14 protein-coding genes are annotated in these 14,261 nt (G+C 61.2%); 8 read left to right on the top strand and 6 right to left on the bottom strand.

Going from position 1 to position 14,261, the window contains the following annotated elements; genetic code table 11:
• Window positions 1-18 precede the first annotated feature (18 nt).
• Window positions 19-633 (bottom strand): L,D-transpeptidase, encoded by a 615-nt coding sequence (locus ACP148_RS11895; protein ID WP_421952829.1) that lies wholly within the window; start codon window positions 631-633, stop codon window positions 19-21.
• A 125-nt stretch (window positions 634-758) separates the two neighbouring features.
• Between ACP148_RS11895 and ACP148_RS11890 the strand changes: the two genes are divergently transcribed.
• Window positions 759-1,367 carry a DNA-3-methyladenine glycosylase I gene (locus tag ACP148_RS11890; RefSeq protein WP_421952828.1) on the top strand — a complete coding sequence of 203 codons (609 nt, stop codon included), beginning with the start codon at window positions 759-761 and terminating at the stop codon, window positions 1,365-1,367.
• A 47-nt stretch (window positions 1,368-1,414) separates the two neighbouring features.
• Here the strand turns inward: ACP148_RS11890 and ACP148_RS11885 are convergent, their stop codons facing one another.
• The gene (locus ACP148_RS11885) at window positions 1,415-1,681 is read right to left on the bottom strand and encodes a hypothetical protein (protein WP_421952827.1); all 267 of its coding nucleotides are present in this window, start codon (window positions 1,679-1,681) and stop codon (window positions 1,415-1,417) included.
• A gap of 668 nt (window positions 1,682-2,349) precedes the next feature.
• Between ACP148_RS11885 and hisS the strand changes: the two genes are divergently transcribed.
• The 3 genes from hisS to hisG are packed head-to-tail and all read left to right on the top strand — an operon-like array spanning window position 2,350 to window position 5,724.
• Window positions 2,350-3,885, top strand: coding sequence for a histidine--tRNA ligase (hisS, locus tag ACP148_RS11880; RefSeq protein WP_421952826.1), 1,536 nt, complete (start codon window positions 2,350-2,352; stop codon window positions 3,883-3,885).
• Window positions 3,886-3,937: 52 nt separating this feature from the next.
• Entirely contained in the window at window positions 3,938-5,017 is a 1,080-nt protein-coding gene (locus ACP148_RS11875) for an ATP phosphoribosyltransferase regulatory subunit (protein WP_421952825.1), read from the top strand.
• Window positions 5,014-5,724 (top strand): ATP phosphoribosyltransferase, encoded by a 711-nt coding sequence (gene hisG / locus ACP148_RS11870; RefSeq protein WP_421952824.1) that lies wholly within the window; start codon window positions 5,014-5,016, stop codon window positions 5,722-5,724. Before ACP148_RS11875 ends, hisG begins: the two co-directional genes overlap by 4 nt.
• Before the next feature lie 49 nt (window positions 5,725-5,773).
• Here the strand turns inward: hisG and ACP148_RS11865 are convergent, their stop codons facing one another.
• Window positions 5,774-6,157, bottom strand: a complete 384-nt coding sequence (locus ACP148_RS11865) for a DoxX family protein (protein ID WP_421952823.1) — start codon at window positions 6,155-6,157, stop codon at window positions 5,774-5,776.
• Between the two features lie 200 nt (window positions 6,158-6,357).
• Here ACP148_RS11865 and ACP148_RS11860 point away from each other — a divergent pair, with 200 nt between their 5' ends.
• Together ACP148_RS11860 and ACP148_RS11855 are read left to right on the top strand one after the other, a co-directional pair.
• The gene (locus ACP148_RS11860) at window positions 6,358-7,107 is read left to right on the top strand and encodes a TSUP family transporter (protein ID WP_421952822.1); all 750 of its coding nucleotides are present in this window, start codon (window positions 6,358-6,360) and stop codon (window positions 7,105-7,107) included.
• 111 nt (window positions 7,108-7,218) lie between these two features.
• Window positions 7,219-7,566, top strand: a complete 348-nt coding sequence (locus ACP148_RS11855) for a DUF1428 domain-containing protein (protein WP_421952821.1) — start codon at window positions 7,219-7,221, stop codon at window positions 7,564-7,566.
• Between the two features lie 111 nt (window positions 7,567-7,677).
• On the opposite strand, the gene groL is transcribed toward ACP148_RS11855, so the two are convergent.
• The gene (gene groL / locus ACP148_RS11850) at window positions 7,678-9,318 is read right to left on the bottom strand and encodes a chaperonin GroEL (protein ID WP_421952820.1); all 1,641 of its coding nucleotides are present in this window, start codon (window positions 9,316-9,318) and stop codon (window positions 7,678-7,680) included.
• Between the two features lie 107 nt (window positions 9,319-9,425).
• Window positions 9,426-9,716: a co-chaperone GroES gene (locus tag ACP148_RS11845; protein WP_421952819.1), complete on the bottom strand. Its 291-nt coding sequence runs from the start codon at window positions 9,714-9,716 to the stop codon at window positions 9,426-9,428.
• A 215-nt stretch (window positions 9,717-9,931) separates the two neighbouring features.
• Between ACP148_RS11845 and ACP148_RS11840 the strand changes: the two genes are divergently transcribed.
• Window positions 9,932-11,062 carry a glycosyltransferase gene (locus ACP148_RS11840; protein WP_421952818.1) on the top strand — a complete coding sequence of 377 codons (1,131 nt, stop codon included), beginning with the start codon at window positions 9,932-9,934 and terminating at the stop codon, window positions 11,060-11,062.
• A gap of 116 nt (window positions 11,063-11,178) precedes the next feature.
• Window positions 11,179-12,711, top strand: coding sequence for a glycosyltransferase family 39 protein (locus ACP148_RS11835; RefSeq protein ID WP_421952817.1), 1,533 nt, complete (start codon window positions 11,179-11,181; stop codon window positions 12,709-12,711).
• A gap of 36 nt (window positions 12,712-12,747) precedes the next feature.
• Here ACP148_RS11835 and ACP148_RS11830 read toward each other — a convergent pair whose 3' ends face one another.
• Complete coding sequence (locus tag ACP148_RS11830) at window positions 12,748-14,160, bottom strand: sigma 54-interacting transcriptional regulator (protein ID WP_421952816.1); 1,413 nt, start codon at window positions 14,158-14,160, stop codon at window positions 12,748-12,750.
• Window positions 14,161-14,261: the final 101 nt, after the last annotated feature.

The following is a 14,261-nucleotide window of genomic DNA, read 5'->3' as shown; positions in this document are numbered from 1 at the left end:
CCCATACGTCGCCGGTGCCTACACCACGATGACCTTGGCCCCCACCGGGACGCGACCATAAAGATCGATCACATCCTGATTGGTCATGCGGATACACCCCGATGAGACCGACTGCCCGATGCTCCATGGCTCGTTCGTCCCGTGGATGCGATAGAGGGTCGAACCGAGATAGAGCGCTCGCGCGCCCATCGGATTGTTCGGCCCTCCGGGCATGAAACGCGGTAGCCCCGGCTGGCGGGCATGCATTTCGGTCGGCGGCGTCCAGCTCGGCCATTCGCGCTTGGCGCTGATCCGGTGCGTCCCGCTCCATTCAAAACCCGTCCGCGCCACCCCGATGCCGTAGCGCATGGCCTTGCCATTCGTCATGACGAGAAACAGGAAATGCTGGCGCGTATCGACGATCAACGTGCCCGGCGCCTCGCTTGTCCGGTAATTGACCACCTGCCGCAACCACATGGGATGGCTGACATACTCGGTCTGGTATTCGAGCATGGTCTGTGGCTCATCGGGCGTTAGAACCATGCCCGCTGGTGCCCCGAACATGGCATCGAGATAGCCGCGATAGGCCGAGCCGGCCTGCGCGGGCGCAGCAAGCATCAGCAGGATCAAAAGGGCAGGGGCGATACGGATCATCTGCGGCTCGTTTTAGCGTCGGACAAAAGCCGATCCTGCCCGCAACCGGCAAAGATTGAGTCAAATGGGATGGTTAAATCTTGCCCCATCTCTATGGTTACCCAAATGCTCCATGAGGCGATTCCATGACCGAAGCCGAACCCGTGCGCTGCCCCTGGGCGGGCAGCGACCCGCTGTACCAATCCTATCACGATACCGAATGGGGCTACCCGGTCACCAACGATACGCGCCTGTTTGAAAAACTCTGCCTCGAAGGCTTTCAGTCGGGCCTTTCCTGGCTGACCATCCTCAAAAAGCGCGAAAATTTCCGCGCCGCCTTCGCCGGCTTCGATATCGACAAGGTCGCTGCTTTCGACGCGCCCGATATCGATCGGCTTCTGGCTGATGCCGGTATCGTGCGTCATCGCGGCAAGATCGTTTCGACAATCAACAACGCCCGCCAGGCGCAAAAACTGCGAACCGAGTTCGGCTCGCTCGCCGCTTATTTCTGGCGCTTCGAGCCCGGCGCCGCCGACCGCCCCACCGACTATTCATGGGACACCCTGCGCGCCATCGGCACGGCTCCGGCCTCGGTCGCGCTCTCGAAGGACCTTAAAAAGCGCGGCTTTTCCTTTGTCGGCCCCACCACCTGCTATGCCTTCATGCAGGCCATGGGCATGGTCAACGACCATATGGAGGGGTGCCATTGCCGCGCCCCCATTGAGGCGCGGCGCGCTGCCTTCGCTCGCCCATGAAAAAGGGCGCTCCGTTTTTCGAAGCGCCCCGTTGAATGCGCCGACGATTATGGACGGAAATAAACGTTCATAACCGTCGGCATTCTAGGCGGGTCGACAATTGTTGGCAGCCCTATGTCCGCGCGGATCGAGGCGGGCAGGTCTTGCGGGCGGACTCGTTGCACCCGGCGCCTGCCGCGAACCATCGCCTTGATCGCGGCCATAACCACACGCCATTTGCCGTGCTCGGCCATCAGCGTGTCGACTGAAATGCGCAGGATCGCGCCTTCCACTTGCATGTTTACGTGCGACATCGTCGTCACCCAGGCGCGCAAAGGCGCACTGGCTCCATGTTGCTGGAGACATTTGCGGGAGTCGGTTCATCCGGCCCGGAAACGTGTCCAAAGGTTGCGTTTGGTTGGAATCCGGGCGGCAGGACGCAAATGTGCTGTCGTCAGGATTGGTTGGCTTTGGGGGTGTTTTTGAAGATCGGGCCGGCTGCCGGAGGGCTTCCAGAAAAAGTGGTCACCACTTTTTCGGTTCGGAAGCGCGACCAGCTAGATGGTCGACCTGATTATCGCAAAGGCTGTCAGGCTTTTACGCCGGTGCGATTGAGTCGGCGGGACATGGCCCAACCGAAGGCTTCAACACCACGGGTGAGGACGTTAGCGAATGCTGTCATAGGAACGCCTCCCTTGAGAGGTTTGTGTTGAAGACGACGCACTCTTAGCTAACGAATCCGTGATCGCCAACCCCTCATGTGGCGGGATGTCGCACTTGCCATTTGCCTGTGGCGCAATGGCAACACTATGCCCTTGCCTTGTCTCCAAACCGCATATCGTTTAGAGCGTGTCCAGAAAAAGTGGATACCACTTTTTCGGTTCGGACACGTGACATGCTGGAAAAAGAGGGTGAGGGGCTGAACGCAGTTCGGCCTGACACGCTCTTCAACGGCGCGTATTGCAAAAAGCCCCGTATTCGCGGGACTTCAGGGACCACATTCATGGCCAAGAACTCAGCGCTCATCGAGCCGCGCCTGCCGCGCGGTTTTGTCGACTCCGAACCCGCGGACCTCGCCGCCATCGAGCAGATGGTCGCCAAAATCCGCCACGTCTATGAGCGCTACGGCTTCGATCCCATCCAGACCCCGTTTTTCGAATACACCGAAACGCTTGGCAAGTTCCTGCCCGACACCGACCGCCCCAACGCCGGGGTGTTTTCCGTGCAGGACGATGACGAACAGTGGATGAGCCTGCGCTACGACCTGACGGCGCCGCTTGCCCGCTATTTCGCCCAGAGCTATCAGGACCTGCCAAAACCGTTCAGGTCCTACCGGCAGGGCTGGGTGTTCCGCAACGAAAAGCCGGGCCCCGGGCGCTTCCGCCAGTTCATGCAATTCGACGCCGATACGGTCGGCGCTGCGGGTCCAGAATCGGACGCCGAAATCTGCATGATGATGGCCGATACGATGGATGCGCTGGGCTTGGCTGGCAAATACGTCGTGCGCGTCAATAACCGCAAGGTGCTGGACGGTGTGATGCAGGCCATCGGCGTCACCGATGAGAGCCAGAAACTCACGGTGCTGCGGGCCATCGACAAACTCGACAAGTTCGGCCCCGACGGCGTTCGTCTGCTGCTTGGCGAAGGGCGAAAGGACGAGAGCGGCGATTATACAGAGGGTGCCAAGCTCAATGCCGATCAGTCCACCGCCATCATCGAGATGATGGGCGCAACTCGGTTGGACGATCTGGTCGATCTGGAAGAGGATGCTGGCCCCGACGGCTTCATCGACGCCGAGTTCAAGACATCTGCGCTCTCGAAATTCAAGCTCACCCAGGCTTTTGCTGAGGGTTTCGCCGAACTGCAGGCCATGGCTTCGCTTTTCGCTACTGCCGGCTACGGCCCCGACCGCATCAAGATCGACCCCTCCGTCGTCCGCGGCCTCGAATATTACACCGGCCCGGTCTTCGAAATCGAACTCACCTTCACCGTCCAGAACGAAAAAGGCCAGGACGTGGTGTTCGGCTCAGTCGGCGGCGGTGGCCGTTATGATGGCCTCGTCTCCCGCTTCCGCAATGAGCATACTCCCGCCACCGGCTTTTCCATCGGCGTCTCCCGCCTCGCTTCTGCGCTCAAGCTTACCGGCAATCTCGACGCTGCCCCGGTCACCGGCCCCGTCGTCGTCACTGTCATGGAAAAGGACAGGATCGCCGACTATCAGAAAATGGTCGCCGATCTGCGTTCCGCCGGTATCCGCGCCGAACTGTTCCTGGGTTCGTCCAAGAACATGGGCAAGCAGATGAAATACGCCGACAAGCGCAACGCCCCCGCCGTCATCATCCAGGGCTCGGACGAACGCGAACAGGGCGTTGTCCAGATCAAGGATTTGGCCGAAGGCGCCGAAGCCGCCGCCTCGATCACCGACAACGCCGCCTGGAAAACCGAGCGCCCCGGCCAGTATTCGGTCCCGCGCGCTGAAATGGTCGATTTCGTCAAACAGATCCCGGCCGTCGCCGCATGGATGAAGGCGAACGGGTGATGGTGCGCCAGTCGCAAGTCATGCGCCCTTGGCCCGACGCCGGAGCCCACCCATGACCGCCGCCGCCCGCCGCGCCGCTCTGCAAGCCCTCGTCTCTGCGCCCGGCGTCACCCCTGTCGCGCCACCGATCCTTGTTTCCCCCGCCGCCTATTTCGATCTGGCCGGCGAGGAACTGGGCGCGCGCATGATCCTCACGCAAGGGATGGATGGCTCGGAATTCTGCCTGCGCCCCGATTTCACTCTCCCCATAGCCATCGACCACATCGCCAATGGTGCTGCGACCCCGGCGGCCTATGGTTATCTCGGCCCGGTCTTTCGCCAGCGCACCGATGGTCCCGCCCAGTTCGATCAGGGCGGCATGGAGCTTCTGGCGCTCCCCGACGCCGATGCCGCGCTCGATCAACTGATCGGCTTTGCCCGTGCGGTCACCGATATTTACGGCGTCACGGCCCCCAATATCCGCGTCGGCGATATCGACCTGTTCGAAACCGTGCTCGCCGGTTGCGAAATGCCCGACGTCTGGCGCCCGCGCGTCCGCGCCCGCTTCGGCCACCCCGAAGCGATGGCGTCATTGCTCGATCGTCTTGCCGACCCGCGCCCGCCGATGGCCGGACCGGCAGGCCTGCCGGCCAACGACATCGCCGATTGGGTGGGCGAACTCATGCTCACCAACGGTCTCAGCCTAACCGAAAGCCGGACACCCGAGGAAATCGCCGCCCGCTATCTCGAAAAGCAGGCGCTCGAAGCCCAACACGTTCCAGGCCCGACCATCGACCTGCTGCGCAACTATCTCGCGATCTCCGGTCCCGCCGACAAATCGCTCACGGCAATCGGCGCTCTCGGCCAAGCCACCGGCATCGATCTGGCCCCGGCGCTGCAAGGCGCCAGCCGCCGGGTCGATCAATTGCGCGATGGCCTGAAAGCAAATTCGGTTCTCTTCGATGCCGGGTTCTCTCCGCGCCTCGATTACTACACCGGCATCACCTTCGAGGTGACCGGGGCAGGGGGCCTGGTGCTCGTCTCGGGCGGACAATATGACAGGCTTCTCAGGCGTCTGGGCGCGCCCCAGGACATTCCCGCCGTCGGCTGCGCCGTCTGGGTCGATCGTCTCGAATCGGAGGTTCGGCCATGAGTTCGATCATGCTCGCGCTCCCCTCCAAGGGCCGCATACAGCAAGAAGCCATAGCGATCTTTGAAAAGGCCGGGCTGGCCATCGAACGCCCCGGCGGCGCACGCTCTTATCTGGGCGAAATGGCCGCCATGCCCGACGTGATCGTCCGTTTCCTCTCGGCGTCCGAAATCGCCCGCGAACTGATCCGCGGCACCATCGACATCGGCATCACTGGCGAGGACTTGATCCACGAAACCGCCGAGACCGGCCCCGAGCAGGTCGAAATCGTCAAGCGCCTCGGCTTTGGCCGCGCCGATGCGGTGGTGGCTGTTCCCGACTCATGGATCGACGTCACCACGATGGACGATCTTTCCGATGTCGCCGCCGATTTTCGTGCCCGCCATGGCCGCTGGCTCAGGATCGCCACCAAATTCGTCAATCTCACCCGCCGCCATTTCGCGGACCACGGCATTGCCGAATACCGGATCGTTGAAAGCCTCGGCGCCACCGAAGCCGCCCCCGCATCGGGTGCCGCCGACCTGATCGTCGACATCACCTCGACCGGCTCGACCCTGAAAGCCAATGGCCTGCGCATCCTGGAGGATGGCGTAATGCTCAAAAGCGAATCCCTGCTGCTCGTTGCCCGCAACGCCGATTGGCACGAGGGCAAGCTTGCCGTTCTCTCCCGGCTGGCCGCCGCCATCGGAGCCACCCCTTTCCGGGCATAAAAAAAAAGGGCCGTTTGCGCGGCCCTTTGTCGTTTCTGGCGATTTGCTTTTACTTGCTGCGCATATCGACGGCCAGCGCGCCCGGCCCGAAAGCGATGACGTAGAGCATGCCGCCCGTGATGGCGAGATTCTTGAGGAAGTTGGTCATCTCCATCTGATTGGAAAAATCGGTATGGAAGATCAATGCGGAGGCCAGCGAGAAGGCACCCAGCGCTGCGGCGGCCCAGCGGGTCTTGTAGCCCGCGGCCAGCATCACCCCGCCGACCACTTCGACGATAATCACCAGCCAGATCAGGATGCCCGGCACGCCGAAGGCTTCCATAAAGCCCACATTGCCCTCGATTGCGGTGATTTTGCCCAGCCCGGCAAGGATGAAGATGATGGCCAGAAAGATGCGGCCTGTAGTCGGAAGATAGGTTTGAAGCGCGTTCATGTTTTTTGCGTCCAGTGCACGATTTGCGATGATCGAACTTTGTCGTATGCCGTTGTTTTGAAAAACCCACCGACCACCGACAGATTGTTCGTCGATTCAGACATAATATAGCGCCAGGTCAATTCCGATCCGGTTGCAAATCACCCGGCTTCATGCCAGCAAGCGCGCGTTTGACGCGCTGCGTTGGGGTGGAGTTTTCCGTGTACGATATCTGGGTTCTTGTCGCGCTGGGCGGTGTCAGCGTCATCGCCGGCTTTGTCGATGCCGTCGCCGGCGGCGGCGGCCTCATCACAATCCCGGCCCTGCTCTGGGCCGGCCTGCCCCCGCTCGGCGCCATCGCCACCAACAAGGCCCAGTCCATCGTCGGCACGACGATCGCCGCATGGACCTATTGGCGCAAGGGCTATGTCTCGATCCTCTCGTTGGTCCCCTCCATCGGGGCCGCCTTCGCCGGCTCCCTGCTGGGCGCCATCATTGTCAAGCAGGTCGATACCTCGGCGCTGGAAATCCTCATTCCCGTCGCCGTGATCGCGGTGGCGCTCTATTTCACTTTCTCGCCCTCCATCAAGGATATCGATGGCGCGGCCCGCCTCAAATTTTCGGCCTTCGTGCCGGTCTTTGCCTTCGTGATCGGCTTTTACGACGGCCTTTTCGGCCCCGGCACCGGTTCGTTCTTCATGCTGGCCTTCGTCGCCCTGTTCGGCCTTTCGGCAGCCCGCGCCTCAGCCCACACCAAAATCCTCAACGTCACCTCCAACCTTGCCGCCCTGGTCTTTTTCATCATCGCCGGAGATGTCGTCTGGCCGGTCGCCATCGTCATGGCCTGCGGCCAGGTCCTCGGCGGCTATCTCGGCGCCATCACCGGCATCCGCTACGGTGCCAAAATCATCCGCCCGCTAGTCATCGTCGTCTCGATCATCCTCGCGGTAAAGCTCCTCTTTTTCCCATAAGCGGTGGGCAGCGGCACGAATAAATCGGCCAGCCATGTCGGATAGAGGCCGGGTTCTTCGTCTTTATCCTGTAGCCCACGACCCCGGGTTGGAAACCACAGGAGAACGATCATGCCCTATATCGAAGGCTTCGTGGCCGCAGTCCCCACCGCCAACAAGGACGTCTATCTCAAGCACTCCAAGGAAGCGGCCGCCTATTTCAAAAAGAACGGCGCCACCCGCCATGTCGAATGCTGGGGCGACGACATCCCGAAAGGCAAACTCACCGATTTCCAGGGCGCCGTTAAGGCCAAGGACGATGAAACCGTCGTGTTCAGCTGGATCGAATATCCCGACAAGGCCACCCGCGATGCCGTCAACAAAAAGATGATGGACGATCCCAATATGTCTGGCATGGACATGCCGTTCGACGGCAAGCGCATGATCTGGGGCGGCTTCAGCGTCCTGATGGACGAGTAACGCCGCAAACAAAAAGGGAAGCGCCTAAACGAAAAGGGCAGCGCCGAAGCGCTGCCCTTCCCGTTCGAGACCCTGGAGAGGTCTCAATTCCTTAATGCGTTGAGCGCTGGATTAGAAATCCATGCCGCCCATACCGCCCATGCCGCCGCCGGCGGGCATTGCCGGAGCTGCTTCCTTGGGCAGTTCGGCGACCATGGCTTCGGTGGTGACCAGAAGGCCGGCAACCGATGCCGCGTCTTCGAGCGCGGTGCGCACGACCTTGACGGGATCGATGATGCCCATCTGGATCATGTCGCCATATTCGCCGGTCTGGGCGTCATAGCCATAAGTGTCCGAACCGTTGTCGAGAATCTTGCCGACAACCACCGAACCTTCGTCGCCGGCGTTGTTGGCGATCTGACGGATCGGTTCCTGCAGCGCGCGCTTGACGATGGCGATACCGGCCTGCTGGTCGGCATTGACGCCTTCGACGGTCAGGGCGTTCGAAGCGCGCAGCAGCGCAACGCCACCACCGGCAACGATGCCTTCTTCAACCGCGGCGCGGGTTGCATTGAGCGCGTCGTCGACGCGGTCCTTGCGTTCCTTGACTTCAACTTCGGTCGAACCGCCGACCTTGATCACGGCAACGCCACCGGCCAGCTTGGCCAGGCGTTCCTGAAGCTTTTCCTTGTCGTAGTCCGACGAGGTTTCTTCGATCTGTGCCTTGATCTGGTTGACGCGGCCTTCGATGTCGTCCTTGGAACCCGAACCATCGACGATGGTGGTGTTTTCCTTGGTGATCTCGACGCGCTTGGCGGTGCCCAGCATGTCGGTGGTCACGTTCTCGAGCTTGATGCCGAGGTCTTCGGAAATCACCTGGCCACCGGTCAGGATGGCGATGTCTTCGAGCATGGCCTTGCGGCGATCGCCGAAGCCCGGTGCCTTAACGGCAGCGACCTTGAGGCCGCCACGCAGACGGTTGACGACGAGAGTGGCAAGCGCTTCGCCTTCAACGTCTTCTGCGATGATGAGCAGTGGACGGTTGGACTGAACGACGCTTTCGAGAACGGGCAGGAGAGCCTGCAGGTTCGAGAGCTTCTTTTCGTGCAGCAGGATGAGCGGATCGTCGAGCTGGGCGACCATCTTTTCGGTGTTGGTCACAAAGTAGGGCGACAGGTAACCACGGTCGAACTGCATGCCTTCGACGACATCGAGTTCGGTTTCTGCGGTCTTGGCTTCCTCGACGGTGATGACACCCTCATTGCCGACCTTCTGCATGGCGTTGGCGATCATGTCGCCGATGGCCTTTTCGCCATTGGCAGAGATCGTGCCGACCTGGGCGACTTCCGAGGAGTTCGAAATCTTGACGGCCTTGGAGGCCAGATTGCCGATCACTTCGGTCACGGCGAGATCGATGCCGCGCTTGAGATCCATCGGGTTCATGCCGGCAGCGACGGCCTTGACGCCTTCGTTGACGATCGACTGAGCCAGAACGGTCGAAGTGGTGGTGCCGTCACCGGCGATGTCGTTGGTCTTGGAAGCGACTGTGCGCAGCATCTGTGCGCCCATGTTCTCGAACTTGTCGTCGAGTTCGATTTCCTTGGCAACCGTCACGCCGTCCTTGGTGATGCGCGGTGCGCCGAACGACTTTTCGATGACCACGTTGCGGCCCTTGGGGCCGAGCGTCACCTTGACCGCATTGGCCAGGATGTTGACGCCGCGGACCATCTTGTCGCGGGCTTCGGTCGAGAATTTGACTTCTTTGGCAGCCATTTAATTCTGCTCCTTGCAAAAAATGAAAAAGGGCGGGAGAGGCGGCAGGAGCGTTTCCAGGAAAAGTGAAAACCGGTTTTCCGGTTCGGAAACGCGACCGACCAAAATCAACCTTCGATCACGCCCATGATGTCGGACTCTTTCATGATCAGCAGGTCTTCGCCGCCAACCTTGACTTCGGTGCCGCTCCACTTGCCAAACAAGACGCGGTCGCCTTCCTTGACGTCGAGCGGAACGATCTTGCCGCTGTCGTCGCGGGCTCCGGCGCCCACGGAAACGATAACGCCCTCGGAGGGCTTTTCCTTGGCTGTATCGGGGATGATGATGCCGCCGGCGGTCTTGGATTCGCTGTCGACGCGACGGACCACAACGCGGTCATGCAGGGGACGGAAGCTCATAGTCGCTCCTTTGGAACGTGAAGTTGAGATGCAATTTCCTCAGCCATTAGCACTCTAACGCCAGGAGTGCTAGCAGCGTGTGGTGCAGATAAGAGAGGGGAGTGTGGGAGTCAAGAATGCCGCACGCAAAAAATTTTGCATCGCGGGCAGGGGCTTGTTATGCCGTTGCGCGATTTGCATGCGCGCCTTTCATGCGGACATAAAAAGACGAGACGATGACAGAATTGAAAAACATGTCCGCACAGAACTGGATTTCCCCGACCCTGTCGGTCATCGTCCCCACCTTCAATGAACGCGACAATATCGCCCCGCTTATCGAAAAGCTTGAGGCGGCCTTGGCGGGTACGACCTTCGAGGTCATCATCGTCGATGACAACAGCCCGGACGGAACGGCCGACCTGGCCAAACAGATAGCGACACACAAACCCCATGTCCGGTGCATTCATCGCATCGGGCGGCGGGGCCTGTCGTCGGCCTGTATCGAGGGTATGGCGTCCTCCGCGGCGGAATTTGTGGCCGTTATCGACGCCGACCATCAGCACGACGAGACGATTTTGACCCAGATGCTCGAACAGGCGCGCGCCGGTTCAGATATTGTCGTGGGCTCGCGCTACACCGGCGAGGGAAGTTCGCAGGAGGGCTTTTCCGCCAGCCGCCAGAAGGGGTCCGAACTGGCAACCCGGCTTTCGGGGCTTCTCACCGGCAAGGCCCTGTCCGATCCCATGAGCGGCTTTTTCCTGCTCCGCCGGTCGCTGTTCAATCAGATAGTGCCGCGTTTGTCGCGTGAAGGCTTCAAGATCCTGCTCGACATCATTGCCACCGGCAACCGCCAGTTGGGGCGCAAGCTGACGATCACCGAAGTGCCCTACACCTTCCGCCCCCGCTTCGCTGGCGAAAGCAAGATGAGCGCTCTGGTCGTTGCCCAGTTTCTTGGGCTCATCGTGTCGCAGATTTCCCGTGGCATCCTGCCCACCAGCTTTCTCTTGTTTTCCCTCGTCGGGGCATCTGGTGTCGTTGTCCACCTTTCGGTGCTGACCTTTGCCTTTGAAGTCCTCGATTTCAACTTCGCCAACAGCCAGTTGGCCGCAACTCTGGTGGCCATGACCACCAATTACCTGCTCAACAACGAGTTGACCTACGCCGACAAGAAACTGACCGGCCGTCGGTTCTGGACGGGACTTCTCAGTTTCTATCTGGTGTGCAGCTTCGGCACCCTGGCCAACGTTTCTGTCGCCAGCGTGCTTTTTGAAACCCACATGGCCAATTTCATCGTTGCCGGTATAGCCGGCGCGGTAATGAGCGTGGTCTTTAACTACGCTGTGACCCGCATTTTTACGTGGCGGTGACGATGAAATTGGTCACTTGCCAAATTCCCCGCCTGGCACCTCCCCCCTTGCGGGGGAGGATGGGAGGGGGTATCGGCACAGCCGATATCTTTTGGGGACATCAACAGGAACCCGGTATGCCCGCTGACTCCCCCCGCATCGGCCCCTTTACCCCCGGCCAGGCCACGCTCGCCCTCATCGCCGTCACCCTCGTGCTGCGTATGATCGGCGCCGCCGTCGTTGGCTGGGGCACTGGAGAGGCATACTACCTTGCCTCGGCCCGCCAGTTCCATCTGAGCTATTTCGATCAGCCTCCCGTATCGCTCTGGACCATCTGGGCGACCCTGCAATTGACCGGATCGGACAACCTTCTGATCGTCCGGCTGCCCTTCATTTTGATGTTTGCGGTCTCGACCTGGCTGGTCTTTGACATTGTCCGCCGCATTCATTCGCCGCTGGGCGGCTTTTACGCCGCGTTGATCGTCAACGCCTGCGTGCTGTTTTCCCTCTCGATCGGTTCGTGGACGCAGCCGGACGGGCCCATGGTGATGTTCTGGCTCGCGACGGTTCGCGTTCTCATCGAGATCTTTTTTGGCAAGGGCGCCCAACGCCCGTTCCTCTATTGGAGTCTTGCCGGGCTGTTTCTCGGGCTGACACTGCTTTCGAAATATCACGCGGCCTTTCTGGTGGCGGGGACCGGCCTTTTCGTTCTGGCCAATTCCACCCAGCGCCGCTGGCTGACCCATCGCGCCCCATGGCTGGCGCTGGTGATCGCTCTCGCCGTCTTCTCGCCGGTTCTCATCTGGAACGCGCGCAACGATTGGGCCTCCTTCGGCTTTCAGGGGGGCAGGGCGCTTGCCGAATCCGGCCTGCGCTGGGATGGTTTCATCCGCATGATCTGGGGGCAGCTGCTTTACATGGTCCCATGGCTGGCGCTGCCCGCGCTCTATATCGGCGGCAAGGCACTAGGCGCCGGGCCACGCGGCCAGTTCCCCTCTGGCGCCGAGCCGGGCGTGGCGGCGCTGTTTTCCTATATCGGCTGGCCGCCGGTCATCTTTTTCACCCTCGTGGCGCTCTGGAGCGATACCCAGTTCCACTTCCACTGGCAGGCGCCCGGATACCTCATGCTGTTCATGCTGATGGGCGCCTGGGCCGCCAACCGCAACGGCAGGGCAATCCGCATCTGGCTTTATGGCTCGGCCATCGCCACGCTGGCCATCCTGACCCTGCTGGTTTCGCACGCCGCCACCGGCTGGGCGCGCGCGGTCTTTCCCGGCGATTGGGAGGACCCTACGGCCCTGCAGCTTCCATGGACCGAACTTGGCCAGGCCCTCGACGAGCGTGGGGCCTTCGGGCAGGGCGAATTATTTGTCGCCGGCACCAACTGGATTGATTGCGGCTATATCGACACCCAGATTTCCGGACGCCTCCCGCTGGCCTGTTTCGGCAACGACCCCCGCAATCTTCAATTCAACTTCGAGCAGAACGACTATGTCGGCTGGAACGCCTATATCGTTGCCCAGACCGCGAATGGCGATCGTGTGCCAGACGCATATTCAGACAGCTTTGACACTATCGAGCATCTCGGGACCATAGCCATTGCGCGCAATGGCGTCACCGAGCTGGGCAATATCCAGGTCTATTATGCCCAGGGGTACAGTCCCCGCTGAGACGGCCCCTGCCGCTCGAGCCATGAGCGATCATGGTCAGGCCGCGCCGGCGCGCTCCCAGCCCAGCCGTTTGCGATAGATCGTCGAAGGGCTGATCTCCAGCGCCGCGGCCGCGCGGGCGATGTTGCCCCCGAACGCGCCGAGCGCATCCTCGATGATCTTTTGCTCCTGCTGCCACATCGGCAGGATATCGGGCAGGGGACCGTGCGGCCTCGCCGGGACCTCATAGACCTCCCGAGATTCGATATCGGCCGCCAGCGCCATTTGCGCGGTGACCATGCCGCCATCGAACATCACGACGATGCGGCGCACCAGATTCTGCAGCTGGCGCACATTGCCCGGCCATTCGCGCGCCACGAACAGGTCGGCGACGTCGTGTGCAAACCCGGTAAAGCCCTTGCTCTCTTCCTTGGAAAAAGTCGCCAGAAAGCTCTGCGCGAGGGGCATGATATCGCCCGGCCGCTGCCGCAGCGGTGGCAAATGAATGGGCAGGACATGCAGGCGATAGAACAGATCCTCTCGGAACTTCTTTTCGCTGACCAATTGCATCGGGTTGCGATTGGTCGCGCAGATCACCCGCACATCGACCGGCCGCGATACCGACTCCCCGACCCGTGTAATCGTTCCCGTCTGCAGGAAGCGCAGGAGTTTCGATTGCAGGGCCAGGTCCATTTCCCCGACTTCATCGAGAAACAGCGTGCCGCCATCGGCCATTTCAATGGCACCCTTGCGGTCCTCATGGGCGCCCGTATACGAGCCTTTGACCGCCCCGAACACTTCCGATTCCATCAATTCGCGCGGGATCGCGCCGGCATTGATGGCGATGAAGCGCTTGGTTGCGCGCGGGCTGCGCTTGTGCAGCGCCTCCGCCGTCACTTCCTTGCCCGTCCCGCTCTCCCCGGTGATGAACACCGGCGCCGCCGAAGGCGCGATCCGCTGGATCTGGTCGTAGATCGCCTGCATCTGGGGCGTCGTCCCCACGAACCCCTCAAAGTCGGGATGCTTTTCGGCGAGCATGTCGCACACCATCGCCCGGGCCTTGCCGTGGCGCTGGCCCAGTTCGCCCAGCCGGGCCGCAAGGACAGGCCCCGAAAGCGGCAGCGACAGATAGTCATGGGCTCCCGCCCGCATCGCGGCAACCGCCAGCGACACCGACCCGCCGTCGGAAAGTGCAATGATGAGCGCGCCGTCGGAAACCGCCGCCAGCGCGCTGAAAGCGCCTTCCTCGTCGCGTGATGCGCCCTCGAGGCTTTCGGTCTCCGCCAGGATAACGTCGAAGCGTTCCACCTTGAGGCGGCGCAACGCCTGTTGCCCGCTGGTGCAATGCACAAGCGTAACGGCTTGACCCCATTGCCCGAAAATGGCCGACATAGTGGCGCGCGCCCGCTCGGGCGAACACTCGATCAGCAACAGATTTACATCTGCGTCCGACGGGGTTCCATCACGCATCAGGCCGCTTCTCCTTGCCAGATGAAGGCTCTACTCTTGCCGGCACTATCAATCCATTAGGGTAAACAAAGGGTTGGCGCTCCCGCTTTTTAGTCGCCAGT

Source organism: Pelagibacterium sp., from assembly GCF_965249125.1.
Lineage (GTDB): Bacteria > Pseudomonadota > Alphaproteobacteria > Rhizobiales > Devosiaceae > Pelagibacterium.
The sequence above is the reverse complement of the archived record's forward strand: the minus strand, read 5'-3'. Positions and strand labels throughout refer to the sequence as shown.